We start from the raw sequence: 19,641 nt of genomic DNA on the forward strand, positions 1-19,641 counted from the left end.
GCGCTACCCGATATGAGGAAGGTACTATGTTTCACCGCTTATGGACATTGATTCGTAAAGAGCTGCAATCGCTGCTGCGTGAGCCGCAAACGCGCGCCATTTTAATTATGCCGGTCCTGATCCAGGTGCTGCTATTTCCTTTCGCCGCTACGCTGGAAGTGACCAATGCCACCATCGCTATCTACAACGAAGACAATGGCCGCCACGCGGTAGAGCTGACCCAGCGTTTCGCCAGGGCCAAAGCATTTACCCATATTCTGATCCTCAAAAGCCCGCAGGAGATCCGCCCGACGATTGATGAGCAAAAAGCGCTGTTGCTGGTCCGCTTCCCGGCAGACTTCTCACGCAATCTCGACACCAGCCAACCCGCACCGCTCCAGCTTTTACTGGACGGGCGCAACTCCAACAGCGCGCAAATCGCCGCCAACTATCTTCAGCAGATCGTTAAGAACTATCAGCAGGAGCTGCTGGAAGGGAAAGCGAAACCGAATAACAGCGAGCTTATCGTGCGCAACTGGTATAACCCGAATCTGGATTATAAATGGTTCGTGGTCCCGTCACTGATCGCCATGATCACTACCATCGGGGTGATGATCGTGACCTCTCTCTCCGTCGCCCGCGAGCGGGAGCAAGGCACCCTCGATCAGCTGCTGGTTTCGCCGCTGGCCACCTGGCAAATTTTTGTCGGCAAAGCCGTACCGGCACTGATCGTCGCCACCCTACAGGCGAGCATCGTGCTGGCTATCGGAATCTGGGCGTATCAAATCCCCTTTGCCGGATCGCTGCTGCTGTTTTACTTTACGATGGTGATTTACGGTCTGTCGCTGGTGGGATTTGGTCTGCTGATCTCATCCCTGTGCTCAACCCAACAGCAGGCCTTTATCGGCGTCTTTGTCTTTATGATGCCGGCGATTTTGCTCTCTGGCTATGTCTCGCCGGTTGAGAATATGCCGCAGTGGCTGCAGGACGTGACCTGGATAAACCCGATTCGTCACTTTACCGATATTACCAAGCAGATTTATTTGAAGGATGCGAGTCTGGAGATTGTGTGGGGAAGTTTGTGGCCGCTACTGGTCATAGCGGCCACTACGGGGTCAGCGGCGTATGCGATGTTCCGCAGGAAAATAGCGTAATCCCCGTTATCGTTCAGGCCGCCTCTGCGTTGGCTGGCCTCTCTCACCCCAGTCACATAGCTATCTATGTTCCTGGGGATTCGCTGCGTTGCCGCCTTGATGCAACCCGAACGCTTTAGGGGCTCCCCGTTATCGTTCAGGCCGCCTCTGCGTTGGCTGGCCTCTCTCACCCCAGTCACATAGCTATCTATGTTCCTGGGGATTCGCTGCGTTGCCGCCTTGATGCAACCCGAACGCTTTAGGGGCTCCCCGTTATCGTTCAGGCCGCCTCTATGTTGGCTGGTCTCTCTCACCCCAGCCACACAGCTATCTGTGTTTATGCGGATTTGCGGCGTTGTTACCCTGATGCAGTCCGAACGCTTTAGGGTAACGGTTCTTGTCTTTGGCCAGCAGTGACACCACCGCCGGGCCTGCCAGAATGACCAGTCCGGCAGCGGCCAGCAGCAGGTTATTGTGCAGCACGCGCGACAGCAGCCACAGCACGATAACCGCCACCCCAAAGTACCAGGTGGTGGTGAGCTCTTCGAGGAAATCCCCGACGTCACGCCAGCGCGCATCGTGGTGACGCTGTAAAAACAACATCGACAGTAACGTGACACCGTACAGCACGCACAGCCCTAATCCGACGCGTACCAGCGCGCCACTCATCCAACCCATCACCAGTACTGCCACGACCAGTAGATGCAACATAATCTGCCAGCAACTGAGGCCAGTTGCGACGCGTACACGTTGTTGCCACTTCATGGCTTCTCTCCTGAAGGATCTTTATCTGTAACTCAGAGTACCGCACTTTACGGAAAATTCCGTATCACCGCATCTTTTTGTGACACCTACTACACTATTTCATTCAGGAAAGTGACATTGACCGGGGAAACATGGCTGAACAAATGCGTGGATTTTCGCTGAACGTGCTGACAATTAACATTCATAAAGGCTTTACGGCGTTTAATCGACGTTTCATGTTGCCGGAACTGCGTGACGCGGTCAGAAGCGTCAGCGCCGACATCGTGTGTCTGCAGGAGGTCACCGGCGCGCATGAAATCCATCCGCTACATATCGAAAACTGGCCAGATCGTACTCATTATGAATTTCTTGCCGATACTCTCTGGAACCAGTACGCCTACGGGCGCAATGCGGTCTACCCGGAAGGGCATCACGGCAATGCCGTGCTCTCTCGCTTTCCCATTGAATATGATGAAAATATCGATATCTCCGTTGGCGACAGCGAAAAGCGTGGTCTGCTGTACTGTCGTATTATTCCGCCGGAATGCCGCATGGCGCTGCACCTGATTTGTGTTCATCTGGGCCTGAGCGCGCAGCAGCGACAGGCCCAGCTTGCAATGCTTGCCGGACGTGTCAACGCCCTTCCCGCCGATGAGCCGGTGGTAGTCGCCGGCGATTTCAACGACTGGCGCCAGCAGGCAAACCGGGTATTGAAGTCGCAGGCGGGGCTGGAAGAGATCTTCACTCGCGCCCATGGTCGCCCGGCGAGAACCTTCCCGGCGCGTTTTCCGCTGCTGCGCCTTGATCGGGTTTACGTAAAAAATGCCCACGCCAGCCATCCGACGACTTTGGAACTTCACCCATGGCGTCACCTCTCGGACCATGCCCCGCTGAGCGTGGAGATTCATCTATGAAATGCAGCTGGCAGGAAGGAAACCGCATCCGGCTTCTGGAGAACGGCGATAATTACTACCCGGCCCTGTTTGCCGCTATCGATCGCGCACGGCAAAAGGTGATCCTTGAAACTTTTATCTGGTTCGAAGATGACGTGGGCTGGCAGCTGCATGCCGCACTGCTTAAAGCTGCGCGCCGCGGGATCCGGGTCGAAGTACTGCTCGATGGCTATGGCTCTCCCGACCTTAGCGAAAGCTTCATCAATGAGCTGGGCACCGCCGGAGTCATATTTCGCTATTACGATCCGCGCCCGCGTCTGCTTGGCATGCGCACCAATCTGTTTCGCCGCATGCACCGTAAAATTGTGGTAATCGATGAAACGACGGCGTTCGTCGGGGGCATTAATTATTCCGCTGAACATATGACCCACTATGGCCCGGAAGCGAAACAAGATTATGCCGTACAGGTCGAGGGACCGGTGGTACGGGATATCCTGCAATTTGAGCTGGAAAATCTTCCGGCCAGCAAGGAGACGCGCCGCAGGTGGCTTCGTCGTCGACATAAACCGGAGATCAACCGCACCCCGGGGGAAGCACAGGCGCTGTTTGTCTGGCGGGACAATCACGATCATCGCGATGATATTGAACGTCATTATCTCAAGATGCTGGCCAACGCCCGTCGGGAAGTGATTATCGCTAATGCCTACTTTTTCCCCGGCTACCGGCTACTGCATGCGATGCGCAGCGCCGCTCGCCGCGGTGTACGGGTCAAGCTGATTGTGCAGGGCGAGCCGGATATCCCGATTGTGACCGTTGGCGCCCGCCTGCTGTATCGCTATCTGGTCAACGGGGGCGTACAAATTTTTGAGTACCGCCGAAGGCCGCTGCACGGCAAAGTTGCCCTGGCAGACGATCATTGGGCTACCGTCGGTTCAAGTAATCTCGACCCGCTCAGCCTTTCGTTAAACCTGGAAGCGAATCTGATTATCCACGATCGCCAGTTCAACCAGACATTGCGTGACAACCTCAACGGACTCATCGCCCGGGACTGTAAACAGGTGGACAAATCAATGCTGCCAAAGCGCAGCTGGTGGAATCTGGGTAAGAGCGTGGTGGCTTTCCACTTTCTGCGTCACTTCCCGGCATGGGTAGGCTGGCTACCTGCCCATACGCCGCATCTGGCACGGGTCCGCCCGCCGGTTCAGCCGGAAATTGAAACTCAGGATCGGCTGGGCGCGCAGAATCAGGAAGTCTGATAGCAGGCAGCGATGCAACAGAAGGACTGCCCCGGTAACGCGATGCGTTCCGGGGCTGATCAAATGACGGGATAATTTAACGACGGTTGCCGAAAATGCGCAGCAGCATGAGGAACAGGTTGATAAAGTCCAGATACAGCGTCAGCGCACCGAGAATGGAGTATTTACGCAGCGTAGAGGCATCTCGGGTATCGATCTGCTCACCGATGTTTTTCAGCTTCTGGGTGTCGTAAGCGGTCAGGCCGACAAACACAATCACCCCGATATAGGTAATCGCCCACATCAACGCTTCGCTCTTAAGCCAGAAGTTAACCAGAGAAGCCAGAACGATGCCAATTAAGGCCATAAACAGCATGTTGCCGAAACCGCTGAGATCGCGTTTAGTGGTATAGCCATAAAGGCTCATCACGCCGAACATCCCCCCGCTGACGACAAAGGTGCTGGCAATCGACGAGTAGGTATAAACAAGGAAGATGCTGGAAAGCGTCAGTCCGGTCAGCGCCGAATAGAGCATAAACAGCGTGGTCGCCATTCCTGCACTCAGGCGTTGAACCATCCCGGAAAGCACGAATACCAGCGCCAGTTGGGCAATAATCAAACCAAAGAAGGTGATTTTGCTGGAAAAGACAAACATCATCACCGCTGGCGTACTGGCGGCAAACCAGGCAATGAACGCCGTTAGCAGCAGCCCGACCGTCATCCAGCCGTAAACCTGGGCCATATATGTTTGCAGACCGCTGCGTACCTGAACAATGGAATCTGAACGAGGGAATCTGTCCATGACTATCTCCTGATTAACACGTTTTATCTACCTAAGCGTATCACACTACCAGCGCTCTGCCGCCTGCCGATCGCTATCGCGCGCATCTACCCAGCGTTCGCCCTCCGGTGTCGCTTCACGCTTCCAGAAAGGTGCGCGGGTTTTCAGGTAATCCATAATGAATTCCCCGGCGGCAAAAGCACTGCTGCGGTGCGCGCTGGTCACACCGACAAACACAATCTCTTCGCCCGGCCACATTTCGCCGATGCGGTGGATGACCGTCACCCGGCCCAGCGGCCAACGCTCCCGCGCCAGCTCAACGATTTCCGCCAGTGATTTTTCCGTCATTCCCGGATAGTGTTCGAGGGTCAGCGCTTTAACGCTGTCACCGAGGTTGTGATTACGCACTTTCCCGGTAAAGGTGACGACCGCACCGTCTTCATCGCGCTCGGCCAGCCACGGATATTCGTCGCCCACGCAAAAACGATCGTGGCTTACGATAATACGAGTTTGCGTCATGTTAGCCTCCCGTAACTGGTGGAAAGAACGCCACTTCGTCACCGGAGACCAGCGGATGGTCGAAGGTGACCAGCGTCTGGTTCACCGCCGCCAGCAGCTTCCCCTCTTCCAGCGCCAGCGTCCAGCGATCGCCGCGGCTGGCGAGCTGGCGGCGAACGGCTTCAACGGTCGACAATGCGTCCGCTTCGAGAGTCAGGGAGTCGGTACCAACCAGTTCGCGTACCTGGGCAAAAAACAGGACCTTAATCATGAGTCTCATCCGCCTTGAAATCACCGGATTTGCCGCCGCTTTTTGCCAGCAGGCGCACCGGGCCAATCACCATATCTTTTTGCACTGCTTTGCACATATCGTAAATCGTCAACGCCGCCACGGAGGCGGCGGTCAGCGCCTCCATCTCTACGCCGGTTTTGCCGGTAAGACGACACAGCGACTCGATGCGGACCCGGCTGCGCTCCGGCTGAGCCTGCAAGTTAACTTCGACCTTGCTCAGCATCAGGGGATGGCACAGCGGGATCAGCTCCCAGGTGCGTTTTGCTGCCTGGATACCGGCAATGCGGGCGGTGGCGAAGACATCGCCTTTATGGTGGCTGCCGTCGATGATCATCGCCAGCGTCGCTGGCAGCATTTCAACATAGGCTTCAGCCCGGGCTTCGCGTACCGTCTCGGCTTTGGCAGAAACATCTACCATGTGCGCCTCACCGGCGGCGTTAATATGGGTCAGTTGTGACATCGCTTATTTCTTAAGATGAGAGATAAAGTTACACGGGCGCGTACGGGCATCGAGCTGCGGAGCAATGATATTTTCCCACGCGGTACGGCAGGCTTTGGTTGACCCCGGCATGGCAAAAATCAGCGTGCTATTCGCCATACCGGCAATGGCCCGGGATTGCAGTGTCGACGTGCCAATCTCCTCGAAGGAGAGCATGCGAAAAACTTCGCCAAACCCTTCGACTTCACGGTCAAACAGCGGTCGCAGCGCTTCCGGCGCCTGATCGCCCTCGGTAAAGCCGGTTCCGCCGGTAATGAGCACCACCTGTACATCATCGCTGGCAATCCACGCCGAGACCTGGGCGCGGATGGCATAGCGGTTCTCTTTCACAATCGCTTTATCCACAATCTGGTGGCCCGCTTCCTGCGCCGCATCACGCAGCCAGTGGCCAGAGGTATCATCCTCTTCGCCACGCCGACTGGAAACGGTGAGAATAGCAATACGGGTCGGGTTAAACTCAGCGCTGGCCTGACTCATCTGTTCGCTCCTTTAGAATCAATTATCCGCCAATATACGACAGGTTTTGCGTAATACCGGTGTTGCCCTGATGCAGGAAATGGGTTTGTTTTTTATGGGTTAATGCTTCAGATATGCGCGCTTCCAGCGCCGCCTGCTGCTGATCCTCGGCAAGCAGATCGCGCAAATCCACGCCGCCGTCGCCGAACAGACACAGGTGCAGCTTGCCTACGGAAGAGACACGAAGACGGTTACAGCTGGCACAGAAATCTTTCTCATACGGCATGATTAAGCCGATTTCTCCGGCATAATCCGGGTGACAAAAGACCTGCGCCGGGCCGTCGCTGCGCTGACTTATCTGGTGAATCCAGCCGCGCCGCAGCAGCTCATCGCGCAGCACCATGCCGGAAATATGGTGGCGGCGGAACAGATCGCTACCCTCGCCGGTTTCCATAAGCTCAATAAAGCGCAGCTGAATACGTCGGGGTTGGATCCACGCGAGAAAGGTGTCGAGCTGATGATGGTTCACATCGCGCATAAGCACGGTATTGACCTTCACCTTCTCAAAGCCGGCGGCAAAGGCGGCATCGATGCCGTCCATGACCTGGTGAAATTTGTCCTGCCCGGTGATGGCGTGAAACTGGCGCGCATCGAGGCTGTCGACGCTGACGTTAATCGCCGTCAGTCCAGCATCACGCCACTGGCTGACATCCCGCGCCAGGCGATAGCCGTTGGTGGTGACCGCAATCTGACGAATAGCGCTGTTTTCTCGCACGGCGGCGATAATATCGGCAAAGTCGCGGCGCAGGGAGGGCTCGCCGCCGGTCAGACGAACTTTTTCGGTGCCGAGCGCAGAGAAGGCGCGCGTGACGCGGCGCACTTCATCAACGCTAAGAAAGCCTTTGTTGGTGGCGGCGCCGGGCTTGTAGCCATCCGGCAGGCAGTAGGTGCAACGAAAGTTACACACATCGGTAATCGACAGGCGCAAGTAATAAAACTTACGCGCAAATGCATCGGTAAGCTGTGAAGCCATATACACCTTTCCAAGTACGGGAGACGCGGTCATTTCTTCCCACGCCCTGGTGACAAGCAAGGCTGCCACGGCCAAAGCACCATATCTTACGACACAGGCACAGAGGCTAGAGTGTTAACTGGTTTATGCCGATAGTAGCGCGGAAACGACAGTTTCGCCATTTTCCCTTTCGTTATATAATCATGTATATATCGACACGATCGTGCATTTTCGTTACAGAATAGCCAAAAACCAGGCTTTTGCATTGATATCGGTCAGTTTCTCAGGAGCCGGGCATCGTCTTTTAGGGGTAGATCGGTTACTGTGAGCCCGTTCAATTGATATTAAGGAATGTGTATGCGCACTCGTACGTTCGCCGATCTTGACCGCGTAGTGGCACTGGGCGGGGGGCACGGTCTGGGCAGAGTGATGTCGTCACTCTCATCGCTCGGGTCACGTCTTACCGGTATTGTCACCACCACTGATAACGGCGGCTCCACGGGGCGTATTCGCCGCGCCGAAGGCGGTATTGCCTGGGGCGATATGCGCAACTGCCTTAATCAGCTGATCGCTGAACCCAGCATTGCTTCGGCGATGTTTGAATATCGTTTTGCCGGTAACGGTGAACTTTCCGGGCATAACCTCGGAAATCTGATGTTAAAGGCCCTCGACCACCTGAGCGTACGGCCTTTAGAGGCGATCAATTTAATCAGAAACCTGCTGAAAGTGGACGCATTCCTGATCCCGATGTCTGAACAACCGGTCGATCTGATGGCCATTGACCACGAAGGCCATGAAGTATACGGCGAGGTCAATATCGACCAGTTGCCCTGCGTCCCGAAGGAACTGATGCTTTCCCCGCCGGTGCCCACAACCCGCGAAGCGGTAGAGGCCATCGCAGAAGCCGATTTAATTCTGATCGGGCCGGGAAGTTTCTACACCAGCCTGCTGCCGATTCTGCTACTCGATGAAATGGCGCAAGCGCTACGCCGAACGCCGGCGACAATGGTTTTTATCGACAATCTCGGAAAAGAGCACAGCCCGGCGGCAAACCTGACGCTGGCGGACAGGGTCGGGATTATGGAGCACTATGTTGGCAAGCGCGTGATTGATGCCGTCGTCATTGGGCCGAAAACTGACACCTCCGGGCTTGATAACCGGGTTATCATTCAGACACCGCTGGATGCTGCGGATGTCCCCTATCGCCACGATCGGATGTTGCTACGCAACGCCCTGGAAAAAGCTATTCAAACATTAGGTTAACCGTCGAGATGGCGGTTGTACCGGCGCAGCTGACCTTTATATTAAAATATTAAGGTTGTCTTAAAATAAAAGTGGCAACATGGCAACCATCTTAGTCCCAGGATAGTTGCTATGTCGTTATTCCCACTACGTCGGCCGGTCATGAGCCGTACGGTTTATCTGATTATTTTTGCCCTCTATATCGGGCTGCTGCTCAATCTTGCGTTCTATCGTCAGGTGTTCACGCTGCTGCCGGTCAACAGCCTGCACAACTGGCTGGTGTTCCTTAGCATGCCGGTTGTTGCCTTTAGCGTGATGAATATTCTCACCACGCTCGCCTCCTTCCTCAAGCTCGACCGCCTTGTTATCAGCCTGTTCATTTTGCTCAGCGCCTCGGCCCAGTATTTTATCTGGACCTTCGGGGTGGTTATCGACCGCGCCATGATTACCAATATTCTGGATACCACACCGGCGGAAAGCTTTGCCCTGATGTCCAGTAAGATGGTGCTGACGCTGGGGCTGTCCGGCGTTGTGATGGTTGCACTCGCCTGGTGGGTAAAAGTCAGTAAACCCAAATCGCTGTGGCGCGGCGTCGCCGTGCGGCTGCTGAATATTATCGTCTCCGCTCTGCTGATTATTCTGGTGGCGGCGCTGTTTTATAAAGATTACGCCTCGGTATTTCGCAACAATAAAGAGCTGGTGAAATCCCTGAGTCCATCGAACAGCATTGTCGCGATCAACTCGTGGTACGCGCACAATAAGATGGACAACCTGCCGCTGGTAAAAATCGGCGAAGATGCCGTGCAGAAGCCGGAAATGCGCCACGGCCCACGTAAAAATTTGACCATTCTGGTGCTGGGGGAAACATCCCGCGCGCAGAATTTCTCCCTGGGCGGCTACGAACGTGAAACAAACCCGCGTCTGAAACAAGATGATGTTATCTACTTCCCAAACACCACCTCATGCGGCACCGCCACGGCAGTATCGGTACCTTGCATGTTCTCCAACATGCCGCGTGCGCATTACGATGAGGAGCTGGCGCACCATCAGGAAGGCGTGCTGGATATTCTGCAACGCGCCGGTATCCGGGTGTTATGGAATGATAACGACGGCGGCTGTAAGGGCGCCTGCGACCGTGTCCCGCATCAGAACGTCACCGATCTGAACCTGCCAGGCCAGTGCATCGATGGCGAATGTTACGATGAAGTGTTGTTCCATAATCTGGAAAACTACATCGATAATCTGCAACAGGACGGGATTATCGTTCTGCACACAATCGGTAGCCATGGCCCGACGTACTACAATCGCTATCCCGCTGAATTCAAAAAATTCACGCCAACCTGCGATACCAATGAAATCCAGAGTTGTACCCAGCAACAGCTGACGAACACCTACGACAATACGATTCTGTATATCGATTATATTGTTGATAAAACAATAAAATTATTGCAATCAAAGCAGGATAAGTTCACTACCAGCCTGGTTTATCTCTCCGATCACGGTGAGTCGCTGGGTGAAGACGGCGTCTATTTACACGGGCTGCCGTGGTCAATCGCTCCAGAAACGCAAAAGCACGTGCCGATGCTTATCTGGCTGTCTCAGGATTACCAGCAGCGCTATGGCGTTTCCAGCCAGTGCCTGCAACAAAGAGCTAAAACAGACCCTTATTCTCAGGATAATCTGTTCTCTACCTTGCTCGGACTTCTTGGGGTAAATACCCGTGAGTACCAGGCAACCGATGATATTTTAACGCCGTGCAGAAGCGAGACCGCCAGATGAAAATCTTAGTCATTGAAGACGACGCACTCCTGTTACAAGGCCTGATCCTGGCGATGCAAAGCGAGGGATACGTCTGTGACGGCGTCGCCACCGCTCACGAAGCAGCCCTGTCTCTCGCCAGCAATCACTACAGCCTGATCGTGTTAGACCTCGGTTTGCCGGATGAAGACGGCCTGCACTTTCTGATGCGAATGCGCCGGGAAAAATTCAGCCAGCCGGTTCTGATTCTGACCGCACGCGATACCGTCGAAGACCGTATCAGCGGTCTTGATACCGGCGCGGATGACTATCTGGTAAAACCTTTCGCGCTGGAAGAGCTGAACGCCCGCATCCGCGCGCTGCTTCGTCGTCATAATAACCAGGGTGACAACGAAATGGCCGTCGGCGATCTGCGCCTGAATATCACCCGTCGCCTGGTGTGGCTGGGCGAAGAGGCGCTGGATTTGACGCCAAAAGAGTACGCCCTGCTCTCCCGTCTGATGATGAAGGCGGGCAGTCCGGTACATCGTGAAATTCTCTACAACGATATCTACAGCTGGGACAATGAGCCTGCCACCAACACCCTGGAGGTTCATATCCATAACCTGCGCGAAAAGGTGGGCAAAGCCCGGATTCGCACGGTCAGGGGGTTTGGCTATATGCTGGTGAATAATTCAGGAACGGAATAACGCCATGGCACTTTTCGACAGTGAAACCTGGACCATGCGCAACCGCCTGCTGCTGACGATTGGTTCAATTCTGGTGGTATGCCAGCTGATTAGCGTTTTCTGGCTTTGGCATGAAAGCAAAGAACAGATTCAGCTGCTGGTGGCGAGCGCCATAGAAGGGCATAACAATCAAAAGCACGTTGAACACGAAGTCCGTGAGGCGGTTGCCAGCCTGTTAATACCCAGCCTGCTGATCGTCGGCCTGGCATTGTATATCAGCCTGGTGGCGGTGAGAAAAATCACCCGCCCGCTGTCGAATCTGCAAACTGAACTGGAGAGCAGAACCCCGGACAACCTGCAGCCGATTACGCTGACAGAGTCCGTTCCGGAAGTCACGGCGGTGACGACGGCGATTAACCAACTGGTTTCCCGCCTTAACTTAACCCTCGATCGCGAACGCCTGTTCACCGCCGACGTGGCCCATGAATTGCGCACCCCGCTTGCCGGGCTGCGTCTGCATCTTGAGCTGATGGCGAAAGTACACCACGTAGAGGTGGCGCAGCTGATTCAACGTCTGGATCAGATGACCAATAGCATTTCGCAGCTGCTACAGCTGGCGCGCGTCGGACAGTCGTTTTCCGCCGGGAGCTACCAGCGCGTGCTGCTGAAAGAAGATGTGGTCGAGCCGATTCGCGGTGAGCTCGAGACCATGCTGGATCAACGTCAGCAAAAGCTGGAGCTTGCATACCCTGATGCAGAAGACGACGAAGATGTGGTTGTCTCCGGTGATGCCACCCTGCTGCGCGTTGTGCTGCGCAATCTGGTGGAGAACGCACATCGCTATAGCCCAGAAGGGTCGAAGGTAAAAATCTCGATACAGGCAGGCGCAACGCCGGTGATGGCCGTGGAAGATGAAGGTCCGGGGATTGATGAAGCAAAAAGCGGTGAGCTGAGTAAAGCATTTGTCCGTATGGACAGCCGCTATGGCGGAATTGGTCTGGGATTAAGTATCGTGACGCGGATCGTTCAGCTGCACGATGCCCAGTTCTTCTTACATAACCGCCAGCCGGGCCCCGGCGTTCGAGGCTGGATTTTGTTTCCTAAGCCTTCGCGTTAGAAAGTCAGCACCCACTGATGGAAAAAGGCAACAATCACAATAAAGGCGCAGGTTACGGCCAGGTACTCACGGACGTTTAATTTTTGCATGACACTATCCTCATCAGAATGAGGATAGTGTCTCCCGGCAAGATTAAGCGGACATTAAGCCAGCCTGAAAAGGCGCGGTAATGATAAAAAATCTGCTCTTCGTCACACTGCTGGTGTGCCAGCCTGTCGGATCCTGTGGTCTCAGGAAGCCGCAATAAACAGCTCGCGCAGCTGATGCAGCTGGTCACGAATTTGCGCGGCCTCTTCGAACTCCAGATTCTGCGCATGCTGCATCATCTGCCCTTCCAGCTCGTGAATTCTCTGCTGCAGCGCTTTCGGCGTCAGTACCACTTCCGGCGTATCTGCCTCAACCGGCGAGCGTGATTTACCGCGACCTTTCGCTTTCGTCTTCGCCAGGTTGCTGCCAAGCGCCAGAATATCGACCACTTTTTTATTCAGCCCCTGCGGAGTAATTCCGTGCTCTTCGTTATACTGCTGCTGTTTCTCACGACGGCGTTCGGTCTCGCTGATCGCTTTCGCCATCGAGGCGGTAATTTTATCGCCGTACAGAATCGCCTTCCCGTTGATGTTACGCGCCGCACGCCCAATGGTCTGAATCAGCGAACGTTCGGAACGCAGGAAGCCCTCTTTATCGGCGTCAAGAATCGCCACCAGTGAGACTTCCGGCATATCCAGCCCCTCACGCAGCAGGTTGATACCGACCAGGACATCGAACTCGCCCAGACGCAGATCGCGGATAATTTCCATACGCTCAACGGTATCGATATCCGAGTGCAGGTAGCGCACGCGCGCGCCGTGCTCTTCGAGATACTCCGTTAAGTCTTCGGCCATTCGTTTGGTTAACGTGGTGACCAGCACGCGCTCGTTTTCGGCAACGCGGATACGAATTTCTGACAGCAGGTCATCAACCTGAGTCGCCACCGGACGCACTTCTATAATGGGGTCAAGCAGCCCGGTCGGACGCACAACCTGATCGACCACCTCATCACCGGATTTTTCCAGCTCATAGGGGCCCGGCGTGGCCGACACGTAAATAGTCTGCGGTGCCAGCGCCTCAAACTCTTCAAACTTCATCGGGCGGTTATCCAGCGCCGAGGGCAGGCGGAAACCGTACTCCACCAGCGTCTCTTTACGCGCCCGGTCGCCGCGGTACATGCCGCCGATTTGCGGAATCGTCACGTGAGATTCGTCGATCACCAGCAAGCCGTCAGCCGGCAGGTAATCAAACAGCGTTGGCGGTGGCTCGCCCGGCCCACGACCGGAAAGATAGCGGGAGTAGTTTTCGATACCCGAGCAGTAGCCGAGCTCGTTCATCATTTCAAGGTCAAACTGTGTACGCTGCGACAGGCGCTGTTCTTCGAGCAGCTTGTTATTGCTCAGCAGCACCTTACGCCTGTCGGCCAGCTCAACTTTAATCTCTTCCATCGCCTGAACAATGCGCTCGCGCGGCGTCACATAGTGCGTTTTGGGGTAGATGGTATAGCGCGGGATCGTCGATTCAACCTGACCGGTGAGCGGGTCGAACAACGACAGGCGCTCAACCTCTTCATCGAACAGTTCAATACGCAGCGCGATGTCGTCAGATTCCGCCGGGAAGACGTCGATAACTTCGCCCCGCACGCGGAAGGTACCGCGCTGGAAGGCCTGATCGTTGCGGGTATATTGCAGCTCCGCCAGGCGGCGCAATATCGCCCGCTGGTCAATCAGCATGCCGGTGGTCAGGTGCAGCATCATCTTCAGATAGAGGTCAGGATCGCCCAGACCGTAGATAGCCGATACTGAAGCCACCACCACCACGTCGCGGCGCTCAAGCAGCGCTTTAGTCGCCGACAGACGCATCTGCTCGATATGTTCGTTCACAGACGCATCTTTCTCGATAAAGGTGTCCGAGCTCGGCACGTAGGCTTCGGGCTGGTAGTAATCGTAATAGGAGACGAAATACTCCACCGCATTGTCCGGGAAGAACTCTTTCATTTCACCGTACAGCTGCGCCGCCAGAGTTTTGTTCGGCGCCAGCACCATGGTCGGACGCTGAAGGTCGGCGATAACGTTAGCAATGGTGAAGGTCTTACCCGACCCGGTCACCCCCAGCAGCGTTTGGTGCGCCAGACCATCTTCCAGCCCCTCTTCCAGGCGCCGGATAGCTTCCGGCTGATCGCCAGAGGGACGGAATGCAGAATGCAGCGTGAACGTTTTACTCATATGTCTGACCCTGAAGAAGGATGAAGCGCCTGGTGATATGCGGCAGGTGTTTAATTCTACCCTTCACGCTCGCTTTTGCCAATAAATAACACTGGATATAAAACCAGTATCCTATTATTGTTTGTCTCTGAAATCGTCCGCCAGCGCGTCGTTATCGGGTGAAAATGGAGCATCTTGCAGAATAATCCGCCAGACAGTAGGGTTATCCCCAGAAAAATTTATCATTTAACATTTGTCAAGCAAGGTAATGAATCTTTTATGGCACCAGGTGACACTTTCCTTACAGCCATTGCTTTTATTCAACTAATTGATATTTAATGATATTAAACAAAAGATGGGTTTCGCGCCAATTCAGCCGCAGGCCGCGTAATCTCTAGCTTACCGCAAGTTCTCTAACTCTAATACACAAGGTTATCCACAGGAATAGTGGATAAGTATCTGCAGGCCAAGACCTCTGCCCCCCCGCAGAAATCGACCGTCGGTGAAAATCGACCGGCTAAAAAAAATTATCGAATTATTTTTGATATTTATCAGCTAAGGGAGCCTCCTTTTTTGTTGCTTTCTGCACCATTTTTCATACGTGTAAGCACCGGGAAAGTGCAACCGTCTCGCCAGACTGAATTCGCCATGCCTTGTGGCACCTGTCTTTGCAGGAAAACACCGAAACATCTTTTTCCTGGCAAGAGATTTGCAGAATCTTCATGTCGCCCGCTATCCCCAAAAAGGAGAAAACGTCTATGTTGAGTCTACGCGCAGTCAATCAGTACTACGGAAATCAGCACACGCTATGGAATGTCGACCTTGAACTTCAGCCAGGGGAGTGCACCTGTGTGATGGGGCTCCAGGGAATGGGGAAAACTACGCTGGTGAATTGCATCACCGGGCATCTCCCGGTGGCCAGTGGCAGCATGACCTGGCATGACGGCGGTTCGCCGCCCTGTGATATCACACCGCTCTCCGCCCACTCCCGTACGATTATCGGCATCGGCTATGTCCCGCAGGATCGGCGGATCTTTTCTCAGCTCAGCGTGGAGGAGAATCTGCATATTGCGCTGGCCGCCGGCGGGAATCCGGGCGCCGTCGTGAAGCGGGAGATTTACGATTTCTTTCCGGATTTGTACGGACTGCGTCAGCATAAAGGCGCCATGCTGTCAGAAGATGATCAGTACCAGCTGGCGCTGGCAAGAGCTCTGGTGGTCCAGCCGCGCCTGCTAATTCTGGATGAGCCATCCCGCGGCAGCGGGCAGCATTTCGTGCATAAACTGGGAGACCTGCTGGTCCGCCTGAACCGTGACATCGGCTTAACGGTGCTGCTTGCTGAACAGCATCTGCCGTTTATTCGTCGGGTAGCGGACCGATTTTGCCTGTTACACCGTGGGCGTAACGTAGCCCAAGGCAGTGTTATCCAGTTGGATGAGCCCCTGCTTACGCAGTGGATGACGCCCGATCCAGCGCGCTAAGATCAAGATACTGCCCAAGGTCCTCATGCTGCGGCGCATCCGCCAGCCACGGGATCTCGCCCAGGAACGGCGCCGCAAGCCGATCTTTAAGGGTCGCCAGATACTCCGCATGGCGTTTGCCCGGCGGCTGGATGTCATTTGCAATCCAGCCGACCAGCGGCAGCCCCGCCTGACGTACCGCCTGGGCGGTCAGCAGCGCATGGTTGATGCACCCTAGTTTGATGCCCACCACCAGAATAACTGGCAGCTGTTCATCGTGGACCCAGTCGGCAAAGCTCAGCGTGGAGGAAAGTGGCGTAAACCAGCCCCCGGCGCCTTCCAACAGCACCCATTCAGCCAGATTTTCCAGTTCTCTCAGCCCGGCGGAAAGCGCATCGCGGGTAATCAGACGCCCCTCCTCCGCGCTCACAATATGCGGCGAAGTCGGTTCAGCGAAGGTAAAAGGATTCACCTGGGCGTAGCTCAGTGCCACGGTACTGTTGCGCTGCAACGCCAGGGCATCTTCGTTGCGCAGCCCCTGTGGCGTATGCTCACTCCCGGACGCGACGGGCTTATAGCCCGCGCTTTTCAGTCCTGACAGATTCGCCGCCTGCAATAGGGCGCAGCTGGCGATGGTTTTTCCGACTTCAGTGTCGGTTCCGGTGACGAAAAAACGTTTAGTCACGTTCGATGACTCCTGTAAAAAGATGGTACGTCAGCGGGCACTGGCCCTGCTGTTTTGGCCAGGCCAGCTGCAGTTGACGCAGTTTTCCCCGGCTCAACGGCGCGGCGCGGCGCCCCTGATGCAAATGTGTCGCGCCAATGCCTTTAAGCGAACGCATCGCGCTCAGGGCGTCAGCGAACGGCAGGCTGACGGCGTGGATCTGCCCGACGGCCCGGCGTCCGGCCAGCGCCTCGCGCACCGCCTGCTCACTGAGAAAACGGTTGGCATGGGGATGCGCATCAATAGCGCGCCAGGCCTGATTCAGCTCGGGCAGTGAGTCGGCCAGCAATGTTGTGAAGGCTACTCGCCCGCCGGGACGCACGACCCGGCACAGCTCATCGAGCGCGCCGGTAAGACTCTCGCACCACTGCACCGCCAGGTTACTCCACGCCAGATCAACACAGGCATCGGCCAGCGGGAGCGACTCAATATCGCCTTCGAGGTAACGATGCGCGCACCGATCGCGCTGCGCCTGCGCCAGCATCTCGACCGACAGATCCAGCGCCGTGACGTAGCTTCCGGCATCGCGCCAGTAGCGGCTCATGCTGCCGGGTCCGCAGCCGGCATCCAGCACCGCGGCAAAAGAGCAACCATCGAGCTGGCGCAGCAGCAGTTCGGCGCTGTACCGCTGTAGCGCATCGTGCTGCGAATAGTGGGATGCCGCCCGGCCAAAGGCCGCTGCGACCGCACGTTTATTCACCGCCGCCATGCAGCACCTCCAGCAGACGAGTAATATCAGTCGGTTCGTGGGCCGCAGTCAGCGTCAGGCGCAGCCGCGCGCTGCCTGCCGGTACCGTTGGCGGACGAATAGCCGTCGCCCAGCATCCCTGCGCCTGCAGGCGGGCAGCCAGCCGCAATGCCCGCGTATTATCGCCGACGATCAGCGGCTGAATCGCACTGGTCGATGCGCTCAGCGCCACCGGAAAACCGGTCATGCCGTCGCGAAATTGCGCCACGCGGTTGGCCAGTTTTTCCCGCCGCTGCTGGCCGTCATCGCTGCGGATCACCGCCAGCGCGGCGCTCAGCGCCACCGCCTGGGCCGGCGGCATCGCGGTGCTGTAAATCAGATGGCGGGCAAATTGCAGCAGATAGTCTGCCAGCGCATCGTTGCACAGCACCGCCGCGCCGCTGACGCCAAAAGCTTTACCGAAGGTCACGACCAGCAGTTCCGGGCGGACGTTTTGCGCGTGACAGCTGCCGCGCCCTTCATCGCCCACGACGCCAATACCGTGCGCATCATCCACCAGCAGCCAGCCGCCGGCCGCTCGGGTCGTTTGGGCAATATCGCTAAGAGGTGCGCTATCGCCATCCATGCTGAACACCCCTTCCGTCACCACCAGCTGTTGCCCCGCCAGCGGCTTGCCGAGAAGTTCACTCAACTGCTGCACGTCATTGTGCGCAAAGCGTCTGAGCTGCGCCGGGCTCAGGCTGGCAGCCTCCAGCAAAGAAGCGTGGCTGAGTCGGTCCGCCACCGTCCGGTCGTCCTTTCCGAGCAGTGCGGCAATCAGCGCCTGATTGGCGGCAAACCCGGAAATAAACAGCAGCGCGCGCGGATATCCCAGCCAATCAGCCAGACTCTCTTCCAGTTCTCGATGCGCCTCGCTGTAGCCGCTGACGTGGCCAGAACCACCGCTGCCCACACCGTAACGCGCCGCCCCCTGCTGCCAGGCGGCGATAATCTCCGGATGTTGACTCAACCCGAGATAATCATTGCTGGAGAAATTCAGCCAGCGCCGATCTTCACGAATGAGCCAACGCCCGGCGCCCTGCGCCACCGGCTGACGGTGGCGGAATGCATCCGCCTCCCGCCGCTCGCTCAGCGCCTGGTCGATGCGTTGCTGCCAGCTCATAATACCGCCGCGTTATAGTATTCCTCTGTATCCGGCGTACGCAGCGCCTGCTCCAGACGCTGCTGCTGCTCGTTATCCCCTTCATGTACCGCCGTCTGCTGCGGGTTAAGCCCCAGCTTGCGGAACAGCTGCAGATCTTTGTCCTCTTCCGGGTTTGGCGTTGTCAGCAATTTACAACCGTAGAAAATCGAGTTGGCACCGGCCATAAAGCACATCGCCTGAGTCTGTTCGCTCATCTGCTCACGTCCAGCGGAAAGGCGTACGTAGGAGGTGGGCATCATGATGCGCGCCACGGCAATGGTGCGGATAAAATCAAAGGCATCCACATCGTCGTTGTCGGCCATCGGGGTGCCTTTTACCTTAACCAGCATGTTGATTGGCACGCTCTCCGGCGGCGTCGGCAGGTTTGCCAGCTGCAACAGCAGGCCGGCGCGGTCCTTCTCGGTTTCACCTAAGCCGACGATCCCGCCCGAACACACCTTAATCCCGGCGTCACGCACTTTGTCGAGGGTGTCAAGGCGCTCCTGATAGGTGCGGGTGGTGATGATGTTGCCGTAGAATTCCGGCGAGGTATCCAGGTTATGGTTGTAGTAATCCAGCCCGGCCCCCGCGAGGCGCTGGGCCTGGGTGTCGGTCAAGGTACCGAGCGTCATGCAGGACTCGAGTCCCAGCTCTTTAACGCCTTTAACCATCTGCTCCAGGTACGGCATATCGCGATCGTTGGGGTTTTTCCATGCGGCCCCCATGCAGAAGCGGGTTGAACCGGCGTTTTTTGCCTGGCGTGCAGACTCCAGCACCTGTTCCACTTCCATCAGGCGCTCCGACGCCAGGCCGGTTTTATAGCGCGCGCTTTGCGGGCAGTATTTACAATCTTCCGGGCAGGCGCCGGTTTTAATCGACAGCAGCGTGCTGACCTGGACCTGACGCGGATCGAAGTGCTGGCGGTGGGTCTGCTGCGCTTCAAACAGCAGATCTAACAATGGTTTATTAAACAACTCAGTAACTTGCGACATTGTCCAGCGTGCGTGGTGAGCCATTGGCCTCTCCAAAGGGTTTTGTTAATTGTCGG

20 protein-coding genes and 1 riboswitch are annotated in these 19,641 nt (G+C 56.2%); of the genes, 8 read left to right on the forward strand and 12 right to left on the reverse strand.

All coding sequences use genetic code 11. The annotated features are described in order from the left end of the window. Positions 1–26 precede the first annotated feature (26 nt). Positions 27–1,133: an ABC transporter permease gene (locus ACMYSK_RS11175; protein ID WP_434643031.1), complete on the forward strand. Its 1,107-nt coding sequence runs from the start codon at positions 27–29 to the stop codon at positions 1,131–1,133. A 306-nt stretch (positions 1,134–1,439) separates the two neighbouring features. Here ACMYSK_RS11175 and ACMYSK_RS11180 read toward each other — a convergent pair whose 3' ends face one another. Beyond that, positions 1,440–1,877, reverse strand: a complete 438-nt coding sequence (locus ACMYSK_RS11180) for a YbhQ family protein (protein WP_434643033.1) — start codon at positions 1,875–1,877, stop codon at positions 1,440–1,442. Between the two features lie 131 nt (positions 1,878–2,008). On the opposite strand from ACMYSK_RS11180, the gene ACMYSK_RS11185 reads away from it, so the two are divergent. Both ACMYSK_RS11185 and clsB read left to right on the forward strand, forming a co-directional pair. Next, positions 2,009–2,770 (forward strand): endonuclease/exonuclease/phosphatase family protein, encoded by a 762-nt coding sequence (locus ACMYSK_RS11185; RefSeq protein ID WP_434643035.1) that lies wholly within the window; start codon positions 2,009–2,011, stop codon positions 2,768–2,770. Beyond that, positions 2,767–4,005, forward strand: a complete 1,239-nt coding sequence (clsB, locus tag ACMYSK_RS11190) for a cardiolipin synthase ClsB (RefSeq protein WP_434643036.1) — start codon at positions 2,767–2,769, stop codon at positions 4,003–4,005. The genes ACMYSK_RS11185 and clsB overlap by 4 nt, the downstream gene beginning before the upstream one ends. Before the next feature lie 76 nt (positions 4,006–4,081). Here clsB and ACMYSK_RS11195 read toward each other — a convergent pair whose 3' ends face one another. The 6 genes from ACMYSK_RS11195 to moaA all read right to left on the reverse strand — a co-directional run bounded on the left by ACMYSK_RS11195 (position 4,082) and on the right by moaA (position 7,543). Further along, positions 4,082–4,786, reverse strand: coding sequence for a Bax inhibitor-1/YccA family protein (locus ACMYSK_RS11195; protein WP_434643038.1), 705 nt, complete (start codon positions 4,784–4,786; stop codon positions 4,082–4,084). A 45-nt stretch (positions 4,787–4,831) separates the two neighbouring features. Further along, positions 4,832–5,284 carry a molybdopterin synthase catalytic subunit MoaE gene (moaE, locus tag ACMYSK_RS11200; RefSeq protein WP_004859775.1) on the reverse strand — a complete coding sequence of 151 codons (453 nt, stop codon included), beginning with the start codon at positions 5,282–5,284 and terminating at the stop codon, positions 4,832–4,834. Between the two features lies 1 nt (position 5,285). Continuing rightward, positions 5,286–5,534, reverse strand: a complete 249-nt coding sequence (gene moaD / locus ACMYSK_RS11205) for a molybdopterin synthase sulfur carrier subunit (protein ID WP_434643040.1) — start codon at positions 5,532–5,534, stop codon at positions 5,286–5,288. Next, positions 5,527–6,015, reverse strand: coding sequence for a cyclic pyranopterin monophosphate synthase MoaC (gene moaC / locus ACMYSK_RS11210; protein ID WP_434643042.1), 489 nt, complete (start codon positions 6,013–6,015; stop codon positions 5,527–5,529). The genes moaD and moaC overlap by 8 nt, the downstream gene beginning before the upstream one ends. 3 nt (positions 6,016–6,018) lie before the next feature. Then, entirely contained in the window at positions 6,019–6,531 is a 513-nt protein-coding gene (moaB, locus tag ACMYSK_RS11215; RefSeq protein WP_434643044.1) for a molybdenum cofactor biosynthesis protein B, read from the reverse strand. A 22-nt stretch (positions 6,532–6,553) separates the two neighbouring features. Next, a complete protein-coding gene (gene moaA / locus ACMYSK_RS11220) occupies positions 6,554–7,543 on the reverse strand; it encodes a GTP 3',8-cyclase MoaA (RefSeq protein WP_434643046.1) in 990 nt (329 codons plus the stop codon). Further along, a riboswitch (molybdenum cofactor riboswitch) is annotated at positions 7,531–7,669 on the reverse strand. Its footprint overlaps the gene before it by 13 nt. A gap of 210 nt (positions 7,670–7,879) precedes the next feature. Between moaA and yvcK the strand changes: the two genes are divergently transcribed. From yvcK to pmrB, 4 genes are all read left to right on the forward strand, one after another. Beyond that, complete coding sequence (yvcK, locus tag ACMYSK_RS11225) at positions 7,880–8,785, forward strand: uridine diphosphate-N-acetylglucosamine-binding protein YvcK (RefSeq protein ID WP_434643047.1); 906 nt, start codon at positions 7,880–7,882, stop codon at positions 8,783–8,785. A 111-nt stretch (positions 8,786–8,896) separates the two neighbouring features. After that, positions 8,897–10,543: a phosphoethanolamine transferase EptA gene (eptA, locus tag ACMYSK_RS11230; RefSeq protein WP_434643049.1), complete on the forward strand. Its 1,647-nt coding sequence runs from the start codon at positions 8,897–8,899 to the stop codon at positions 10,541–10,543. Next, positions 10,540–11,211: a two-component system response regulator PmrA gene (gene pmrA / locus ACMYSK_RS11235; protein WP_434643051.1), complete on the forward strand. Its 672-nt coding sequence runs from the start codon at positions 10,540–10,542 to the stop codon at positions 11,209–11,211. Before eptA ends, pmrA begins: the two co-directional genes overlap by 4 nt. A gap of 4 nt (positions 11,212–11,215) precedes the next feature. Further along, on the forward strand, positions 11,216–12,307 hold the full coding sequence (gene pmrB / locus ACMYSK_RS11240; protein WP_434643053.1) for a two-component system sensor histidine kinase PmrB: 1,092 nt from the start codon (positions 11,216–11,218) through the stop codon (positions 12,305–12,307). Between the two features lie 230 nt (positions 12,308–12,537). Here the strand turns inward: pmrB and uvrB are convergent, their stop codons facing one another. Beyond that, positions 12,538–14,559, reverse strand: a complete 2,022-nt coding sequence (uvrB, locus tag ACMYSK_RS11245) for an excinuclease ABC subunit UvrB (RefSeq protein ID WP_434643055.1) — start codon at positions 14,557–14,559, stop codon at positions 12,538–12,540. 737 nt (positions 14,560–15,296) lie between these two features. On the opposite strand from uvrB, the gene ACMYSK_RS11250 reads away from it, so the two are divergent. Next, complete coding sequence (locus ACMYSK_RS11250) at positions 15,297–16,019, forward strand: ABC transporter ATP-binding protein (protein ID WP_434643057.1); 723 nt, start codon at positions 15,297–15,299, stop codon at positions 16,017–16,019. Here the strand turns inward: ACMYSK_RS11250 and bioD are convergent. From bioD to bioB, 4 genes are read right to left on the reverse strand one after another with little or no spacing between them, the layout of a single operon-like run. Beyond that, positions 15,985–16,683: a dethiobiotin synthase gene (gene bioD, locus ACMYSK_RS11255; protein ID WP_434643059.1), complete on the reverse strand. Its 699-nt coding sequence runs from the start codon at positions 16,681–16,683 to the stop codon at positions 15,985–15,987. The two genes, ACMYSK_RS11250 and bioD, sit on opposite strands and share 35 nt — an antisense overlap. Beyond that, on the reverse strand, positions 16,676–17,431 hold the full coding sequence (bioC, locus tag ACMYSK_RS11260) for a malonyl-ACP O-methyltransferase BioC (protein WP_434643061.1): 756 nt from the start codon (positions 17,429–17,431) through the stop codon (positions 16,676–16,678). The genes bioD and bioC overlap by 8 nt, the downstream gene beginning before the upstream one ends. Beyond that, on the reverse strand, positions 17,415–18,572 hold the full coding sequence (gene bioF, locus ACMYSK_RS11265) for an 8-amino-7-oxononanoate synthase (protein WP_434643063.1): 1,158 nt from the start codon (positions 18,570–18,572) through the stop codon (positions 17,415–17,417). The genes bioC and bioF overlap by 17 nt, the downstream gene beginning before the upstream one ends. Beyond that, positions 18,569–19,609 carry a biotin synthase BioB gene (bioB, locus tag ACMYSK_RS11270; protein ID WP_434643064.1) on the reverse strand — a complete coding sequence of 347 codons (1,041 nt, stop codon included), beginning with the start codon at positions 19,607–19,609 and terminating at the stop codon, positions 18,569–18,571. The genes bioF and bioB overlap by 4 nt, the downstream gene beginning before the upstream one ends. Between the last annotated feature and the right edge of the window lie 32 nt (positions 19,610–19,641).

The organism is Klebsiella sp. I138, assembly GCF_051131765.1.
Lineage (GTDB): Bacteria > Pseudomonadota > Gammaproteobacteria > Enterobacterales > Enterobacteriaceae > Klebsiella.

Excerpts from the sequence above, each read along its gene's own strand:
- ACMYSK_RS11175 (WP_434643031.1), top strand. The coding sequence starts at position 27 with ATGTTTCACCGCTTATGGACATTGATTCGTAAAGAGCTGCAATCGCTG.
- ACMYSK_RS11180 (WP_434643033.1), bottom strand. The coding sequence starts at position 1,877 with ATGAAGTGGCAACAACGTGTACGCGTCGCAACTGGCCTCAGTTGCTGG.
- ACMYSK_RS11185 (WP_434643035.1), top strand. The coding sequence starts at position 2,009 with ATGGCTGAACAAATGCGTGGATTTTCGCTGAACGTGCTGACAATTAAC.
- clsB (WP_434643036.1), top strand. The coding sequence starts at position 2,767 with ATGAAATGCAGCTGGCAGGAAGGAAACCGCATCCGGCTTCTGGAGAAC.
- ACMYSK_RS11195 (WP_434643038.1), bottom strand. The coding sequence starts at position 4,786 with ATGGACAGATTCCCTCGTTCAGATTCCATTGTTCAGGTACGCAGCGGT.
- moaE (WP_004859775.1), bottom strand. The coding sequence starts at position 5,284 with ATGACGCAAACTCGTATTATCGTAAGCCACGATCGTTTTTGCGTGGGC.
- moaD (WP_434643040.1), bottom strand. The coding sequence starts at position 5,534 with ATGATTAAGGTCCTGTTTTTTGCCCAGGTACGCGAACTGGTTGGTACC.
- moaC (WP_434643042.1), bottom strand. The coding sequence starts at position 6,015 with ATGTCACAACTGACCCATATTAACGCCGCCGGTGAGGCGCACATGGTA.
- moaB (WP_434643044.1), bottom strand. The coding sequence starts at position 6,531 with ATGAGTCAGGCCAGCGCTGAGTTTAACCCGACCCGTATTGCTATTCTC.
- moaA (WP_434643046.1), bottom strand. The coding sequence starts at position 7,543 with ATGGCTTCACAGCTTACCGATGCATTTGCGCGTAAGTTTTATTACTTG.
- yvcK (WP_434643047.1), top strand. The coding sequence starts at position 7,880 with ATGCGCACTCGTACGTTCGCCGATCTTGACCGCGTAGTGGCACTGGGC.
- eptA (WP_434643049.1), top strand. The coding sequence starts at position 8,897 with ATGTCGTTATTCCCACTACGTCGGCCGGTCATGAGCCGTACGGTTTAT.
- pmrA (WP_434643051.1), top strand. The coding sequence starts at position 10,540 with ATGAAAATCTTAGTCATTGAAGACGACGCACTCCTGTTACAAGGCCTG.
- pmrB (WP_434643053.1), top strand. The coding sequence starts at position 11,216 with ATGGCACTTTTCGACAGTGAAACCTGGACCATGCGCAACCGCCTGCTG.
- uvrB (WP_434643055.1), bottom strand. The coding sequence starts at position 14,559 with ATGAGTAAAACGTTCACGCTGCATTCTGCATTCCGTCCCTCTGGCGAT.
- ACMYSK_RS11250 (WP_434643057.1), top strand. The coding sequence starts at position 15,297 with ATGTTGAGTCTACGCGCAGTCAATCAGTACTACGGAAATCAGCACACG.
- bioC (WP_434643061.1), bottom strand. The coding sequence starts at position 17,431 with ATGGCGGCGGTGAATAAACGTGCGGTCGCAGCGGCCTTTGGCCGGGCG.
- bioF (WP_434643063.1), bottom strand. The coding sequence starts at position 18,572 with ATGAGCTGGCAGCAACGCATCGACCAGGCGCTGAGCGAGCGGCGGGAG.
- bioB (WP_434643064.1), bottom strand. The coding sequence starts at position 19,609 with ATGGCTCACCACGCACGCTGGACAATGTCGCAAGTTACTGAGTTGTTT.